Origin of the sequence: Flagellimonas hadalis, assembly GCF_007785775.2 — a bacterium.
GTDB classification, from domain to species: domain Bacteria; phylum Bacteroidota; class Bacteroidia; order Flavobacteriales; family Flavobacteriaceae; genus Flagellimonas; species Flagellimonas hadalis.
Genome location: NZ_VNIK02000006.1, coordinates 122,312 through 136,836, shown reverse-complemented (window position 1 = coordinate 136,836; position 14,525 = coordinate 122,312). Strand labels below are relative to the sequence as shown.

Here is a 14,525-nt window from a genome sequence, read left to right as displayed (position 1 = left end):
ATCAAGCTTACATACCGGAAACCTTGCTCATCAATTTGCTTTTCAGGTTGGAAGCCTTGTTGTTATGGATAATGTTGCGCTTGGCCAACTTATCGATCATGCCGACCACAGTGGGCAACAAAGCCTCTGCAGCTTTCTTGTCCTCTTCATTGCGCAATTTCTTGATTGCGTTACGCACAGTTTTGTGCTGGTACCTGTTACGCAAGCGTACTGCTTCGTTTCTTCTGATTCTCTTTAATGCTGACTTATGGTTTGCCATTATCTTATATTCTGCTTTCTAAATTTCTTTTTGTAGCCCGTAGGGGAATCGAACCCCTGTTACCAGGATGAAAACCTGGCGTCCTAACCCCTAGACGAACGGGCCGTTTTAAAATGGAACCAAAGGTAAAAACCCTTTGTATTCCAATATTTCATTGAACTTCGTAGCCCGTAGGGGAATCGAACCCCTGTTACCAGGATGAAAACCTGGCGTCCTAACCCCTAGACGAACGGGCCGTTTTAAAATGGAACCAAAGGTAAAAACCCTTTGTATTCCAATATTTCATTGAACTTCGTAGCCCGTAGGGGAATCGAACCCCTGTTACCAGGATGAAAACCTGGCGTCCTAACCCCTAGACGAACGGGCCATTATGGTTACACAATTGCGGATGCAAAAATACAACTATTTTTAAGTCTTGCAACAGTAAATTTTATTTTTTGCCTCCTGTTTAATAAGCCTTTGCAAACAACACCCGTCGCGCGGAAGGTTTCCCTGTCACCATACATTTCCCCTCTTCCTTTTTGGCATCCAATGGAATGCAGCGGATGGTGGCCTTGGTTTCCTCCTTGATCTTGTCCTCTGTCTCCGGTGCACCGTCCCAATGGGCCGATACAAACCCTCCTTTTTCCTCGATCACCTTTTTGAAATCATCATAAGAATCCACTTCGGTGATGTGTTCTTTCCTAAAAGCGAGGGCTTTGTTATATATATTCTCTTGGATATCTTCCAATAGTGAGCTCACCTTTTCCACAATCTCTTCCGCCTTCACGGATTCTTTGGTCAGCGTATCCCTTCGGGCCACTTCATAGGTTCCGTTCTCCAGATCGCGCTGCCCAACGGCCAAGCGCACGGGGACGCCCTTGAGTTCATATTCATTGAATTTGAAGCCTGGTTTGTGGGTATCCCTTTTATCGTATTTTACGGAAATTCCTTTGGAACGCAGTTCCTTGACCAAGGGTTCCACTTTTTCCGAAATGGCGTCCAACTGGTCCAATCCTTTGTATATGGGCACGATCACCACTTGGATGGGCGCCAATTTTGGGGGCAGCACCAATCCGTTGTCATCACTGTGGGTCATCACCAAAGCACCCATCAATCGGGTGGAAACGCCCCAAGAAGTGGCCCAGACATATTCCTGGTTTCCTTCTTTCGTGGCAAATTTCACATCAAAGGCCTTGGCAAAGTTCTGTCCCAAAAAGTGTGAGGTTCCTGCCTGAAGGGCCTTCCCATCCTGCATCAATGCTTCAATGCAATAGGTTTCCTCCGCCCCGGCAAAGCGTTCGCTCTCAGTTTTGGTCCCTTTGATCACCGGCACTCCCATATAGCTTTCGGCAAACTCGGCATACACGTGCATCATCTGCTCCGCTTCCTCCAAGGCTTCTTCTTTAGTGGCGTGGGCCGTATGCCCTTCTTGCCATAAAAATTCCGCGGTACGCAAAAACAAACGTGTCCGCATTTCCCAACGGACCACATTGGCCCATTGATTCACCAAAATGGGCAAATCCCTGTAGGACTGTATCCATTTCCGATATGTATCCCAAATGATGGTTTCTGAAGTTGGGCGGACGATGAGTTCTTCTTCCAATTTGGCATCTTCATCCACAACAATCCCGCTGCCATCCTCTGCATTTTTCAACCTGTAGTGTGTCACTACGGCACATTCCTTGGCAAAACCTTCCACATGGCTAGCCTCCTTGCTCAAATAGGATTTTGGGATGAACAACGGAAAATAGGCATTTTCATGGCCCGTTTCCTTGAACATCTTGTCCAACTGTGCCTGCATCTTCTCCCATATCGCATAGCCATAGGGCTTTATCACCATACAGCCCCTAACTCCTGAATTCTCAGCCAAATCCGATTTTACAACAAGTTCATTATACCATTTGGAATAATCCTCGGCCCGGCTTGTCAAATTTTTACCCATCTATTGTAGTTTGGCACAAAACTTGTGATTTTATTAATAAAATAATTCGGTAAAACTAGTTATTTTTAGTATGTTCAACAATAAAAATTGCGTCATGTTAAAGTCTTTACCCCACAACAAAATCCATATTTTCGCCATACCCATAGTGGGCGCCCTCTTGGTGGCCTCCTGTGGATCTTACCAACAAGCATCCTATTATGATGATGGCATCTATTCCAGCGGGGACCGCGTGGTCCGTGTTGAGAAGAAAAACGCCGATGCTGTCCGAATGGAACAGCAGGAAAGCAATGTCTACGGGGATTATTTTGGACAAAAAGCAAGCGAGTACGAAGAAATTTTGGACAGCGAGATTTTTACCGATATCGATGGCTACTCCAGCCAAATGGCAAACGACACCGTTCCTTACGGAGAGCAAACCGATTACTTCGCCTATAACAATACCTATAACGGAAATCCAGGTTGGGGAGACAATCCGTCCAACGTTACCATAAACGTATATGACAACAGCTGGGGCTGGGGAGGCATGTACGGCGGATGGGGCTGGGGCTGGAACGATCCTTTCTGGGGCTATGGTTGGAACTCCCCCTACTACGGTTGGGGATGGGGTTGGAACAGACCTTGGAGATATAACAATTGGGGCTGGGCCGGCTATTATGGCTGGGGCTACCCCTACAATGGCTGGGGATATGCCGGCTATTATGGTTGGGGCGGCTATTATGGCCATTGGAACAGACCCTATTACTACAACAACTATCGCAGAAACTACGCCTACATGAGTGGCAGAAGAGGATATAGCAACAGTTATATTCCCGGCACCACCCTTCGAGGAAGGTCCAACCTTGCCTCAAGGACCAGTGGAACCAGAACGTATAGTGGTCGCTCCAATGCGGGTAGGACCTCAAGGAGTTATAGCAATGGCACTATGGCCAGAAGAACCGTAAGTGCAGATGCGATCAATCGTAATAGAGACTACAGGACCAGCAGGAGCACACGTTCCAATCCAAGTTATAGCGGGACTTCCAGAACCTACCGTTCGTATGGGACTTCCCCATCCACTAGGAGCAATAGTTCATACAGTCGAAGCAATTCGGCCACTAGGAGCTCTTCTCCAAGCTACAACAGAAGTTCTGGCAGCAGCAGAAACTATCAGTCGACGCCAAGCAGCAATTACAGATCATCTTCAGGAACCTCCAGAAGTTCAGGAAGTTACAGGAGTAGTGGCAGTAGCAGTTCAAGGAGCTCTGGAAGCTACAGAAGTTCCGGGGGCAGTTCCTCAAGAAGCTCTGGCGGCGCGAGCAGGTCCTCTGGATCTTCCCGTTCCGGTGGCAGAGGTGGAAGATCATAAATTCCAAAACAGTATTTAAACTAAATCAAGGGAAATGAAAAGAATCTCAACTTTCATCATGGTATTGGCATGCACTTTCGCAAGTGCGCAGACCATAGACGATGTAGTTCGTTATAGTACCGAAAATATACAGGGAACCGCACGGTTCCAAGCCATGGGCGGGGCCTTTGGTGCCTTGGGCGGTGACCTCTCCTCCCTAAACGTGAACCCGGCGGGATCTGCCGTCTTCAATTATAGCGAAGTAGGGATCACGGGGTCCAACTACCACAGTAACAATGATGTCCTCTACGGCGGCACACTACGAAACACCAAGGACAATGCTTTGGAGCTGAACCAAATTGGTGGTGTCTTTGTGTTCAAATCAACGGACAGTCCATGGAAGAAGTTATCATTGGCCTTCAATTATGACATGGTCCAGAATTTTGACAACGAATTTTTTGCCGCTGGAAGCTCCACATCGGGCATCGACAATTACTTTCTGAACTTTGCCCAAGGCCAGCCGTTGGGCCCACTACGGGTTCAGCAGGGCGAATACATCGAGGACGCCTATCTCGACATTGGTGCGAACCTCGGCTATGCCGCACAACAGGCTTTCCTAGGGTTTCAGGCAGGGCTCATCGAACCCGATGTGGATGATGATGCAAATACAGGTTACTTTTCCAATGCAGAATACAGCAGCTTGAACCAAAGTTATCTAAGGACCACTTCCGGCTACAATAGCAAGTTCACGCTGAACGTTGCCACACAATATGAGGAGAACCTCTATCTGGGGGCCACGGTGAACTTCCACAATGTCCTCTATGACAGGGTCACCTATTTTGATGAAACTGGATATAACCAAGCCTCCCCTGTCCAGTCCACCTCTTTTGACAACTTCCTGCATACCGAGGGCTATGGTTTTTCCTTTAGCTTGGGAGCCATTGCCAAATTGAACGAAAGCGTGCGTGTGGGCGGTAGCTACCAATCCCCAACATGGTACAGACTTACTGATGACACTTCACAACGAATCAATTCCACATTGGCGGTAGAGGATATCAATTTCATCAATTTTGGCATCGTGAACCTCTATGATGAATACAAGATCAGGACCCCTGAAAAATATACAGGTAGTTTGGCCATAGTGTTTGGGCAAGATGGACTCATCAGTTTTGATTATGGCTACCAGGATATGTCCAAAGCAGAGCTCGGACCCACCTCGGACCCCAACTTTGCCGCAGAGAACGATTTTATTTCCACCGAATTGGGAGCCGTTAATTCCTTCAAACTGGGTGGCGAATATCGAATTGAACGCGTGAGCTTGAGGGCCGGTTACCGATTTGAGGAAAGCCCCTATGAAAACACTGACTTTGTGGGCGACCTCAATGGATTCTCGGCCGGTATTGGTTACGATTTTGGAGGAAGCAGGTTGGATCTGGCCTATAGCCGTTCCGAACAGGATGTGAACACCTATCTTTTTGACAGCGGTATCGACAATGCAGCCCTGGTCAACAGGATCAACACCAATATTTCATTGGGCTATACCATGAAATTCTAAAGAAATAGAAAAAAGGTCGGACACAGTCCGGCCTTTTTTTATCGCACCAAGGAAAAGTGCCTACGTACAGAACGTGCCACCAACACCCCTTCATCGTCACGGTCATAATCCAACCGGAACCAATAGTCCGAAGAAGGCAGCTCCCTCCCATTGAAGGTTCCGTCCCACCCTGTATTGAGGTCCATTTGTTTCAAGAGCTTGCCATAACGGTCAAAGATATAGACCACAGGATTGTTCAGTTGTTCAATCCCATACACATTCCAGTTGTCATGCACATTATCGCCATTGGGCGTAAAGAACTTGGGATAGCCCACCACCAGAAAATGATAGGGATCTGAAGTGCCACAGCCATTTTTATCATTGATGACCACTTCGTTCACCCCAGGAGGGACATCATAAAAAACAGGATCGTCCTGGTATTCACCACCATTTAAGGAATATTCGTAGTTACCGTCACCCAAGGGCACAATTTCCACATTGTAGGGGTCGGTCTGGTCGCTATGCACCAAGTCGTCAATGATCACCACTTCATCCACCACTGGTGTTCCATAAAAAGTAATCAGGATATCGTCGGTAATGGTTGTTCCAAAAGTAGACTGAATGGTCACTCTATATCTTCCGGAGTTCGGACTGGATACGGTCAATTCGGTCTGGCCCGCACCTGTGGCCAAAACAGTTTCATAGGTTCCATCATCATCGGCATCCAGTTCCCAAACAATATTGGAGATGCTGGGACCCACAGGAGAATTCAGTGCACTCAGCACAATATCCGGGTCGCCCTCGCAGGCCACGATGTCCAAGCCCAAAAACTCATCCCGTAGGGTACAGTCCAAAGCGGAATCTTGATCTGCATCCACGGAACTGCCCGTAAAGGTCAGGATAAAAGATTCTGGATCTTCGTCAAAATTGGTGTTGTAGTTGTTGATGTAGAGGTAATAGATTTCCCCAGCGGTCACATTCAGCCATTCATCATAGGTGTTCTGGCTCTGTTTCACAAAAGGTGCACCTACCCTTCCATCCACAGGGTTCACCCCTATCCCGGTAAAGCCGGTATCGTTGTATTCGTAATTACAGCGTATGGGTTGGGCGGAACCATTTCCCACAATGGTGCAGTAATTCTCTCCTGAAGTTTCATCAAAGGGACCATAGAGGGCAAAATCCCATTCTGCTGTAATCGGGCTTCCCGGGTTCACTGGAAGTGCTTCAATATCAAAACCTATTTGCCCATCGGTACCGGCCCTGAACACATACCAACCTGTATTGTTTTCAATATTGGCCGAGCTGACACTGCCCTTTTCCAGACATCCTGTTTGCGTAATGACCTCGGGGTCAAAATCATCGATATCCCCACTACCGTCCGTGGTCCCCGTGATCGGGGCATCCGCACAGACAGGAATGGCCGTTCTGCAATCAGGTGAATTCTGCGCACTGGCTGTCATAGAGAAAAGGAACACACAGCATGCAGCGCTAAATAGGGCTCTCATAGAATTGTGGGGCTATTGGTTATTCTATTTCCACCACTATAACTCCCCAAAACACGTTTTTAGTATGTGATCGTCGAAAAAATCTGCCGTTAATCGATGAAATCGACCAAGCGGTTATCTTCGCAAGGAAAAATGGCTCTGGAGATACTTGGCATAGGTGCGGTTCCCTGCATTATCCACGTAGGACAGTTTGAACCAATAATCCGTGGAAGGCATCGGTTTTCCATTAAAACTGCCATCCCATCCCGGATCGAACTCGTTCATCTGCTTGATGAGCTTTCCGTATCGGTCATAAATGGTGACAATGGGCGAATTCAACGTGGAAAGCCCTTCTATCTGCCAGGTTTCATTGAGCACATCGCCGTTGGGTGAAAATATGGCCAAAAAGCCGACCACCACAATTTCTTCCTGCACCTCTCCACAGCCATAGGGATCCCGCATGGTCACCGTATGTACGCCCGGAGCTACTCCTTGAAAGACATTGCTGGACTGAAATTCACCACCATCCATACTGAATTCATACTCCCCTTGGTTTTCCGTGTGGATGGTCACCGTATTGTTGGTGCTCATATCTTCTTTTTCGACACTGGAGATGACGGGCATTGTGGATAGGGAAACCACTACGCTACGGCTTGCTTCGCAGGAAGTGCCGTTGGAAACATTGGTGACCGTCAACGTGTATTCCCCAGCTTGGGAAACCAGGATGCTTGGGGTCTGTTCCCCAGTACTCCAAAGATAGGTATAATTTGGATTGGCCGTAGTCTCCCCTATTTCGACACTCCCAACAGCCTCACAGATGACCATTTCCTCTGGAAAAGTGAGCTCTGGGGTCTCCACGGCCTCCAGAACAAAACTTTCGGAGGCATCATAGCAATTCGGATTGGCCAAAGAAGTGGTACGGACATAGATGGTTTCCTGTCCCGGACCCTTTTCATATTGTTTTTGCAATGGATTTGCCCCTACATCGGCATCCAGTTGTGAACTATGGTAGCTCACCATAAATTCGTTGGGAGCTGCCGAACCAAGGGCCTCCGCATCCTTATTCGAAAAATCGTACACCATTCCCATGGACCAACAAAAAATCTCATCGGCCAAGGGCTGCGTCACCGGAACCTCATTGAAACCTACCTGAACATCGCTCACAATGCTGCCGCTGGCCGTGGTGACCACAACGCGATACTGCCCTGAATCCAGCACTTGGTAGGTGGGCATTGCCGCACCCGAAATAAGTTGGTACCCACTTCCGGTATCGACATACCATTCGTAAGCCATCGCACCAGTCGTTGTGGCATCCAATAGCACATTGTCATTCTCACAGGCCGCTATGGGAGGGCCCAAAAGATTGTCGATAATGGAGCAGTCCAGGGCATCATTGGGATTCGTCTCCCAAATGCTCCCGGTGAACTGGATGGAAAAACCAGAGTTCACATTGCTAAAATTATTGATGAACAGTACATAATCCTCCCCTGCCTCCACTTGGAGCCATTCCTCGTAGTGCACCGAATCTGATATGCCTGTTGGGTCTTCCCCCACTCCAATAAAACTAGTGCCCTCACTGTTATCGAAAAAATTGCAGCGCACGGGTTCTCCCAAATTGGAGCAATCCGTTGCCTGATAGAGTGCAAAATCCCAATCCTCGCCATTGTCATGCCCAATATTGAAGCCCAATTGCCCCGAAGCGGCCGTCCGGAATCGGTACCACGCCGAATTGGATTCTATGGACCCTGTTGTGGTACGCTCCAAACACCCACTAGTAGTCGCACCGCTGAAATCATCGACTCCATAACCATTCGTACCACCATTGATCGGCGTATTGTTACAAATGGGGACTGCACTGACACATTCTTGGGAAACCTGGGAATGCACCAATGGGCAAAAAAAGAGGACAATAAAGGTTCTTATGATGGGTTTGACCATAAAAGACTGTAGGTTTGGATATTATAAAAGTAGTATGGCAGTTGCCTTAACAATAATTTATGTTGTCAAACCATCGGTACCAGATGTTAAATCATTCATTAATGTTATCTTTGCTGTCTTGAAGAAACAGCAAGGAAACAAGCCGCAGCCACTAGGCTGGCACAGACCATCCGAAATTTCCTACGGCCACTGCGACCTGACCTGTTTGTTCTATTAAAGATGATCAGATGAAACTAGAGCAGGCTTTGGAAGAACAATATGAAGAAAGGGGCAACGATCACGTTGGATCATCCTCGGACACCCCTATGCGAAAGGATGCCTTTGTGCTGAGCGATGAGGAAAAAATAGAGCGCATCCAGAAAAACGTCAGGGAAATCATGTTGACCCTTGGCCTAGACTTGGAAGACGACAGCTTAAAGGGTACGCCCAAACGAGTCGCCAAAATGTACGTGAAAGAAATCTTTGGCGGGCTCCACCCAGACAGAAGACCCACTTCCTCTACCTTTGACAACAAATATAAATATGGTGAAATGTTGGTGGAAAAGAACATTGTAGTCTATTCCACTTGCGAGCACCATTTGCTGCCCATTGTGGGCCGCGCTCACATTGCCTATATCTCCAACGGCACCGTGGTCGGTCTCTCCAAAATGAACCGTATCGTGGACTATTATGCCAAAAGACCACAGGTCCAAGAACGATTGAACATCCAGATCGTGAAGGAAATGCAGAGGGTCCTGGGCACAGAGGATGTGGCCTGCGTCATTGATGCCAAACACCTTTGCGTAAACTCAAGGGGGATTCGCGATATCGAGAGCAGCACGGTCACTGCAGAATATGGCGGCAAGTTCAAGGATGAGGCCGTAAGAAGGGAGTTTTTGGATTACATCAACCTAGATACCGAGTTTTAACCCTACGTTTTTCCATGCAGCTTTACAAGGACCAAAACCTTCGAATACACAATTCACTTTCAGGAAAAAAAGAGCTTTTTCAACCGATAAATGAAGGCCATATAGGCATGTATGTCTGCGGCCCCACGGTCTATAGCAATGTACATCTTGGAAACTGCCGCACCTTCATGTCCTTTGATATGATCTTTAGGTATTTCAAGCATTTGGGCTATAAAGTGCGCTATGTCCGTAACATCACCGATGCCGGGCATTTGGAAAACGATGCTGACGAAGGTGAGGACAAAATCGCCAAAAAGGCAAAATTGGAACAGATAGAACCCATGGAAGTGGTGCAACGCTACACCGTGGATTTCCATAATACCCTACAAAAATTCAACCTGTTGCCCCCAAGCATAGAGCCTACGGCAACGGGGCATATCATTGAACAGATCGAGATCATCAAGGATATCCTGGAAAAAGGATTGGCCTACGAAGTGAACGGTTCCGTTTATTTTGATGTGGTCAAGTTCAACGAGGACCACGAATATGGCAAGCTCAGTGGGAGGAAACTTGAGGACATGATCGCCAATACCCGCGAACTGACCGCACAGGATGAGAAAAAAAATCCGCAGGATTTTGCCCTATGGAAAAAGGCAGAACCCCAACACATCATGCGTTGGCCTTCACCTTGGGGAGACGGTTTCCCTGGCTGGCATTTGGAATGCACGGCCATGAGCACCAAATATTTGGGAGAGACCTTTGATATCCATGGAGGTGGAATGGACCTGAAATTTCCCCATCACGAGTGTGAGATCGCGCAAGCGGAGGCCAGCACCGGAAAATCACCGGTAAAGTATTGGATGCACGCCAATATGCTGACCCTCAACGGGAAGAAAATGTCCAAATCCACCGGGAACAACATCTACCCTTCAGAAATTTTCAGCGGGGACAACAATATTTTGAGCAAGGTATACTCCCCTGCCGTTGTACGCTTTTTTATGATGCAGGCCCACTATACCAGCATTCTGGACCTTAGCGACGATGCCCTTTTGGCATCCGAAAAAGGCTATCATCGCCTAATGGAAGCCATGACTAGCCTTAAGGACCTTAAAACGGGTGCAACATCGGATTTTGATGTGGCTACGTGGAAGCAAAAATGCTATGATGCCATGAACGACGACTTCAACACCCCTATCCTCATTGCACACCTGTTCGATGCCGTCAAGCACATCAATCTTATCAAGGATGACCAAGAAACCATCAGCAGCGAGGACAAAGAACTTTTGGAGATGACCCTGAACACTTTTGTGTATGATGTTTTAGGTATAGAAAACCAAGCTTTGGCCAAAGATGATTCCAATGCGCTGAACGGGGTCATGGAATTATTGATCCAAATCAGGAACGATGCCAGGGCCAACAAGGATTTTGCCACTTCGGACAAGATACGGGACGAACTCATCGCTTTGGGGATTCAACTCAAGGATGGCAAGGACGGTACGACTTTTTCCTTAAATTAAAAAAAGGGGGCCATGTCATTTAAAAAAATACTCATCGCCCCGTTCATTCTACTGGTAAAATTTTACCAGAATTTCATTTCCCCCATGTTTCCGGCCACGTGCCGCTACTCCCCCACATGCTCGCAATACACCTTGGAGGCATTGAAAAAACATGGTCTGTTCAAAGGTGGATGGCTATCCATGAAACGCATAGCGAGCTGCAATCCATGGGGCGGGAGCGGATACGACCCGGTTCCCTAACATGTACCCAAAGAAGGTATCCAAATCGTTCCAAAAAGGTTAACTGTAGCCAAAAATTGCTTAAACATAGGCATCAACCACCCAAAGTGGTTATATTAGTCCAAAATTTAACTAGATGTATTTCCTTGGAATCAATTGGAACCCGGAAGGCACCCTTTTTAAACTGGGCTTCGTTCAAATAAAATACTACAACCTGCTTTGGATCGCAGCCTTTGTGGTGGGCTGGTTCATCATGAAAAGAATATTCCAGAACGAGAAGAAATCGATGGAAAAACTGGATTCCCTGTTCATCTACACCGTGGTTTCCATTATGTTGGGCGCACGCTTGGGGCACGTCTTTTTTTATGACTGGGACTACTACAAGGACCATTTGGTGGAAATTCTTTTGCCCATCAGGGAAAGTGCGAACAGCTCGCTGTTCGGCATCATAAACGGCTATGAGTTCACCGGGTTTACCGGGCTGGCCAGTCACGGGGCTACCATCGCCGCCATCATCGGGGTGTGGCTCTTCTGCAGAAAATGGGATGACATCCGAATGCTCTGGATGCTGGACCGTTTGGTGATCCCTTCGGCCATTGGCGCGTGCTTTGTGCGTCTGGGCAATTTTTTCAATTCGGAGATCAATGGTAAAGTGGTCCATAAATCCTATTTCTTGGCCACACGTTTTATCAGGGATTCTGATGACATGCCAGCGTACAAAGCGATGGCGATCACCAAAGAGGCCACAGAAAATGCCGCATACAAGGCCATAGAACACAAGCCTGAATTTGCAGGCATCCTGCAGACCATACCCTATCGCCATCCTGCGCAATTATACGAGGCCATCTGCTACTTTTTCGTGTTCCTCTTTCTACAGATGATCTATTGGAAAACGGATAAAAAAGAGAAGCAAGGTTACATTTTTGGATTGTTCATGGTGCTTTTGTTCACCGTCCGATTTTTCGTGGAGTTCTTCAAAAAGAGCCAAGGCGGTTTTGAAGAATCACTGGGCCTTCTCTCCACAGGACAATGGCTGAGCCTCCCCATGATTGCCATTGGGTTCTATTTTATGTACAGACCATCACCGATTTTCTACAGGGATTAGGGACATGAAGCATATTGGCATTCTATTATCCGTTCTGACCCTTTTGTTGGTCTCTTGCAAGTCAGAGACCAAGCAGGCCCTTAAAACCGAGACCGTATCCTTCACCAAGGAAGGCAAGTTGTCCATCCTGACCACCGGAACGGATTCCCTGAAAGCAAAATTTGATATAGAGATCGCTGAAACAGATTACGAAACTGAAACAGGACTCATGTACCGTCAATCCATGGAAGAGAGCCAAGGCATGTTGTTCATCTTCCCCAATGCCTCCGCCCGTTCCTTTTACATGAAGAACACCGAGTTTCCCTTGGACATCATCTATATTGATGAAGCAATGAAAATCGTTAGTTATCAAAAAAATGCCAAACCCTACGATGAGAGCAGCCTGCCCTCCAACGTACCCGCCAAATATGTACTTGAGATAAATGCGGGACTGTCCGATAAATTGGGACTGCAAGTAGGGGACAGTATTGCCTTTACCCGAGAGTAATGTCCAAATATCTTTTAGAAAATGAGGCATCGGAGCGATTGTTGTTCAGAAAGTTGCAACCCTCAGACTTTGATGAATGGTTACCGTTCTACCACGACCCAAGGTCCACGCAATATTGGGAAGGATTGCCCTCCCATCCAGAGGAAGCCTGCAAAGTCCAATTTGACCGAATATTTGAGCGTTATGAAAACGATTTGGGCGGCATGAATGCCCTTACTTTAAAGAATTCAGGGCAATTGGTGGGCATCTGCGGACTTTTGGTCCAAATTGTGGACGATGTGGAAGAACTGGAAATCGGATATTCCATATTGCCCAAGTTCTGGTTACAGGGCTATGCGGTGGAAGCAGCCCAAAAAAGCAAGCACTATGCCTTCCAAGAGGGTTTTTCGGACTCTTTGATCTCCATCATCCATGTGGACAATGTCCCCTCACAAAAAGTAGCCTTGAAAAATGGAATGTTCTTGGACAAAACCACGACCTACAAGGACAATCCCGTCCATATTTTTAGGGTAAACCAAGGATAATCGTAATTTTAGGAATTTATTTCCAGATTACATGCATCAACCCAAAAGCTACGCGATACTTACCAATAACACGTCCCAAACACACGGCATCATTGACCGATTATTGACCAATGTGCCAATTTCAGGGGTACACCAACTACAAGATCTGAAGGGGCTTCTTTTTTCACGGTCAGAGATCGATCGTTATATGGACGAAGAGGAGCGCCACGATATCAAGATCTTGACCAAGGAAACCCAACAATCCCTCAAGACCATGAGCAGCGGGGAACAGAAGAAGGCACTCTTACGGTATCTGCTCCAGCAGGAACCTGATTTTTTGGTGCTGGTCAACCCTTTCGACAATCTGGACGTGGCCGCCCAGGCACAACTAAAAGAACAACTTTGTACCATTGCCTCCACCAAGACCGTGGTGCAATTGGTCAGTCGGTTGGAGGATATTTTGCCCGTGACCACGGATTTTTACAAACTAGATGGAGAAGAATTGCATCCATACGAAACAGCAAAGGCATTTTGGGAGGCCAATGAAAAAAAGAGCTCTGCATTCAATGGCACTATACCCCCAGCGCTACAGCCTCTGGAAATACCCGATATGGAATTGGTCAAATTTGAAAAGGTCTCGGTCCGTTTTGACGGGCGACAGGTATTGGACCAAATCGATTGGACGATACGGCGAGGGGAATTCTGGCAATTGATAGGCCCCAACGGAAGTGGGAAGAGCACCTTGCTCTCCATGATCACCGGGGACAGCCATAAAGCTTACGGGCAGGACCTGACGCTATTTGGACAGAAGAAAGGAAGCGGGGAAAGTGTTTGGGACCTGAAGAAGAAAATAGGTTACTTTACCCCTGCCGTCACGGACAAGTTCAGGGGCTACCATAGTCTGGAACATATGGTCATCTCCGGTCTACACGATTCCATTGGCCTATATGTCATCCCAACGGATACCGAAAAGCGTTTGGCCCATGAATGGTTGAAACTTTTAGGACTATACGATAAAAGAGCGAATCATTTTCGAGACCTATCCCCTGGCGATAAAAGATTGGTCATGGTGGCTAGGGCCATGATAAAACATCCTCCCCTACTCATTTTGGACGAACCCACGGCCGGTCTGGACGATTCTGGTGCAGCCCTGTTCGTTGACTTGGTGAACAAAATTGCATCAGAAAGCGATACGGCCATTGTTTTTGTATCCCATAGAAAAGAGCCCGGTCTGTATCCCCAATTCAATTACATTTTGAATGTTCGGGAAACAGGTTCAGTAGGCAGCGTTGGGCTTTCATAGAAAAAAACAAGCACAAAAAAAGGGCCGCTCTATGAGCGGCC

General features: G+C 47.3%; 13 protein-coding genes and 3 tRNA genes. 9 read left to right on the top strand and 7 right to left on the bottom strand.

All coding sequences use genetic code 11. The features are described 5' to 3' along the window. Nucleotides 1–7: 7 nt before the first annotated feature. The 5 genes from rpsT to proS form a co-directional block, all read right to left on the bottom strand. On the bottom strand, nt 8–259 hold the full coding sequence (gene rpsT, locus FOT42_RS10585; protein WP_151890542.1) for a 30S ribosomal protein S20: 252 nt from the start codon (nt 257–259) through the stop codon (nt 8–10). Nucleotides 260–292: 33 nt separating this feature from the next. After that, nucleotides 293–364 (bottom strand) — tRNA-Glu (locus FOT42_RS10580). 59 nt (nt 365–423) lie between these two features. Next, a tRNA-Glu gene (locus FOT42_RS10575) sits at nt 424–495 on the bottom strand. Between the two features lie 59 nt (nt 496–554). Continuing rightward, nucleotides 555–626: transfer RNA gene (locus FOT42_RS10570), tRNA-Glu, on the bottom strand. A gap of 81 nt (nt 627–707) precedes the next feature. Then, nucleotides 708–2,183, bottom strand: a complete 1,476-nt coding sequence (proS, locus tag FOT42_RS10565; RefSeq protein WP_151890541.1) for a proline--tRNA ligase — start codon at nt 2,181–2,183, stop codon at nt 708–710. 94 nt (nt 2,184–2,277) lie between these two features. On the opposite strand from proS, the gene FOT42_RS10560 reads away from it, so the two are divergent. Continuing rightward, nucleotides 2,278–3,528: a hypothetical protein gene (locus FOT42_RS10560; RefSeq protein ID WP_151890540.1), complete on the top strand. Its 1,251-nt coding sequence runs from the start codon at nt 2,278–2,280 to the stop codon at nt 3,526–3,528. A gap of 34 nt (nt 3,529–3,562) precedes the next feature. Beyond that, nucleotides 3,563–5,062 (top strand): OmpP1/FadL family transporter, encoded by a 1,500-nt coding sequence (locus tag FOT42_RS10555; protein ID WP_151890539.1) that lies wholly within the window; start codon nt 3,563–3,565, stop codon nt 5,060–5,062. 38 nt (nt 5,063–5,100) lie between these two features. Here the strand turns inward: FOT42_RS10555 and FOT42_RS10550 are convergent, their stop codons facing one another. Both FOT42_RS10550 and FOT42_RS10545 read right to left on the bottom strand, forming a co-directional pair. Continuing rightward, nucleotides 5,101–6,546, bottom strand: a complete 1,446-nt coding sequence (locus FOT42_RS10550; protein ID WP_151890538.1) for a T9SS type B sorting domain-containing protein — start codon at nt 6,544–6,546, stop codon at nt 5,101–5,103. Nucleotides 6,547–6,660: 114 nt separating this feature from the next. Further along, entirely contained in the window at nt 6,661–8,463 is a 1,803-nt protein-coding gene (locus FOT42_RS10545) for a T9SS type B sorting domain-containing protein (protein ID WP_151890537.1), read from the bottom strand. A 227-nt stretch (nt 8,464–8,690) separates the two neighbouring features. On the opposite strand from FOT42_RS10545, the gene folE reads away from it, so the two are divergent. The 7 genes from folE (at nt 8,691) to FOT42_RS10510 (ending at nt 14,484) form a co-directional block, all read left to right on the top strand. After that, complete coding sequence (gene folE / locus FOT42_RS10540; RefSeq protein ID WP_151890536.1) at nt 8,691–9,371, top strand: GTP cyclohydrolase I FolE; 681 nt, start codon at nt 8,691–8,693, stop codon at nt 9,369–9,371. Between the two features lie 14 nt (nt 9,372–9,385). Further along, nucleotides 9,386–10,867: a cysteine--tRNA ligase gene (gene cysS, locus FOT42_RS10535; protein ID WP_151890535.1), complete on the top strand. Its 1,482-nt coding sequence runs from the start codon at nt 9,386–9,388 to the stop codon at nt 10,865–10,867. A gap of 12 nt (nt 10,868–10,879) precedes the next feature. Next, a complete protein-coding gene (gene yidD / locus FOT42_RS10530; protein WP_151890534.1) occupies nt 10,880–11,107 on the top strand; it encodes a membrane protein insertion efficiency factor YidD in 228 nt (75 codons plus the stop codon). Between the two features lie 115 nt (nt 11,108–11,222). Then, entirely contained in the window at nt 11,223–12,191 is a 969-nt protein-coding gene (gene lgt, locus FOT42_RS10525) for a prolipoprotein diacylglyceryl transferase (RefSeq protein WP_151890533.1), read from the top strand. Between the two features lie 4 nt (nt 12,192–12,195). Further along, on the top strand, nt 12,196–12,678 hold the full coding sequence (locus tag FOT42_RS10520; protein ID WP_151890532.1) for a DUF192 domain-containing protein: 483 nt from the start codon (nt 12,196–12,198) through the stop codon (nt 12,676–12,678). Further along, nucleotides 12,678–13,202 (top strand): GNAT family N-acetyltransferase, encoded by a 525-nt coding sequence (locus FOT42_RS10515; protein ID WP_151890531.1) that lies wholly within the window; start codon nt 12,678–12,680, stop codon nt 13,200–13,202. Before FOT42_RS10520 ends, FOT42_RS10515 begins: the two co-directional genes overlap by 1 nt. Before the next feature lie 31 nt (nt 13,203–13,233). After that, a complete protein-coding gene (locus FOT42_RS10510) occupies nt 13,234–14,484 on the top strand; it encodes an ATP-binding cassette domain-containing protein (RefSeq protein ID WP_151890530.1) in 1,251 nt (416 codons plus the stop codon). The last annotated feature ends 41 nt before the right edge of the window (nt 14,485–14,525 follow it).

Excerpts from the sequence above, each read along its gene's own strand:
- rpsT (WP_151890542.1), bottom strand. The coding sequence starts at position 259 with ATGGCAAACCATAAGTCAGCATTAAAGAGAATCAGAAGAAACGAAGCA.
- proS (WP_151890541.1), bottom strand. The coding sequence starts at position 2,183 with ATGGGTAAAAATTTGACAAGCCGGGCCGAGGATTATTCCAAATGGTAT.
- FOT42_RS10560 (WP_151890540.1), top strand. The coding sequence starts at position 2,278 with ATGTTAAAGTCTTTACCCCACAACAAAATCCATATTTTCGCCATACCC.
- FOT42_RS10555 (WP_151890539.1), top strand. The coding sequence starts at position 3,563 with ATGAAAAGAATCTCAACTTTCATCATGGTATTGGCATGCACTTTCGCA.
- FOT42_RS10550 (WP_151890538.1), bottom strand. The coding sequence starts at position 6,546 with ATGAGAGCCCTATTTAGCGCTGCATGCTGTGTGTTCCTTTTCTCTATG.
- FOT42_RS10545 (WP_151890537.1), bottom strand. The coding sequence starts at position 8,463 with ATGGTCAAACCCATCATAAGAACCTTTATTGTCCTCTTTTTTTGCCCA.
- folE (WP_151890536.1), top strand. The coding sequence starts at position 8,691 with ATGAAACTAGAGCAGGCTTTGGAAGAACAATATGAAGAAAGGGGCAAC.
- cysS (WP_151890535.1), top strand. The coding sequence starts at position 9,386 with ATGCAGCTTTACAAGGACCAAAACCTTCGAATACACAATTCACTTTCA.
- yidD (WP_151890534.1), top strand. The coding sequence starts at position 10,880 with ATGTCATTTAAAAAAATACTCATCGCCCCGTTCATTCTACTGGTAAAA.
- lgt (WP_151890533.1), top strand. The coding sequence starts at position 11,223 with ATGTATTTCCTTGGAATCAATTGGAACCCGGAAGGCACCCTTTTTAAA.
- FOT42_RS10520 (WP_151890532.1), top strand. The coding sequence starts at position 12,196 with ATGAAGCATATTGGCATTCTATTATCCGTTCTGACCCTTTTGTTGGTC.
- FOT42_RS10515 (WP_151890531.1), top strand. The coding sequence starts at position 12,678 with ATGTCCAAATATCTTTTAGAAAATGAGGCATCGGAGCGATTGTTGTTC.
- FOT42_RS10510 (WP_151890530.1), top strand. The coding sequence starts at position 13,234 with ATGCATCAACCCAAAAGCTACGCGATACTTACCAATAACACGTCCCAA.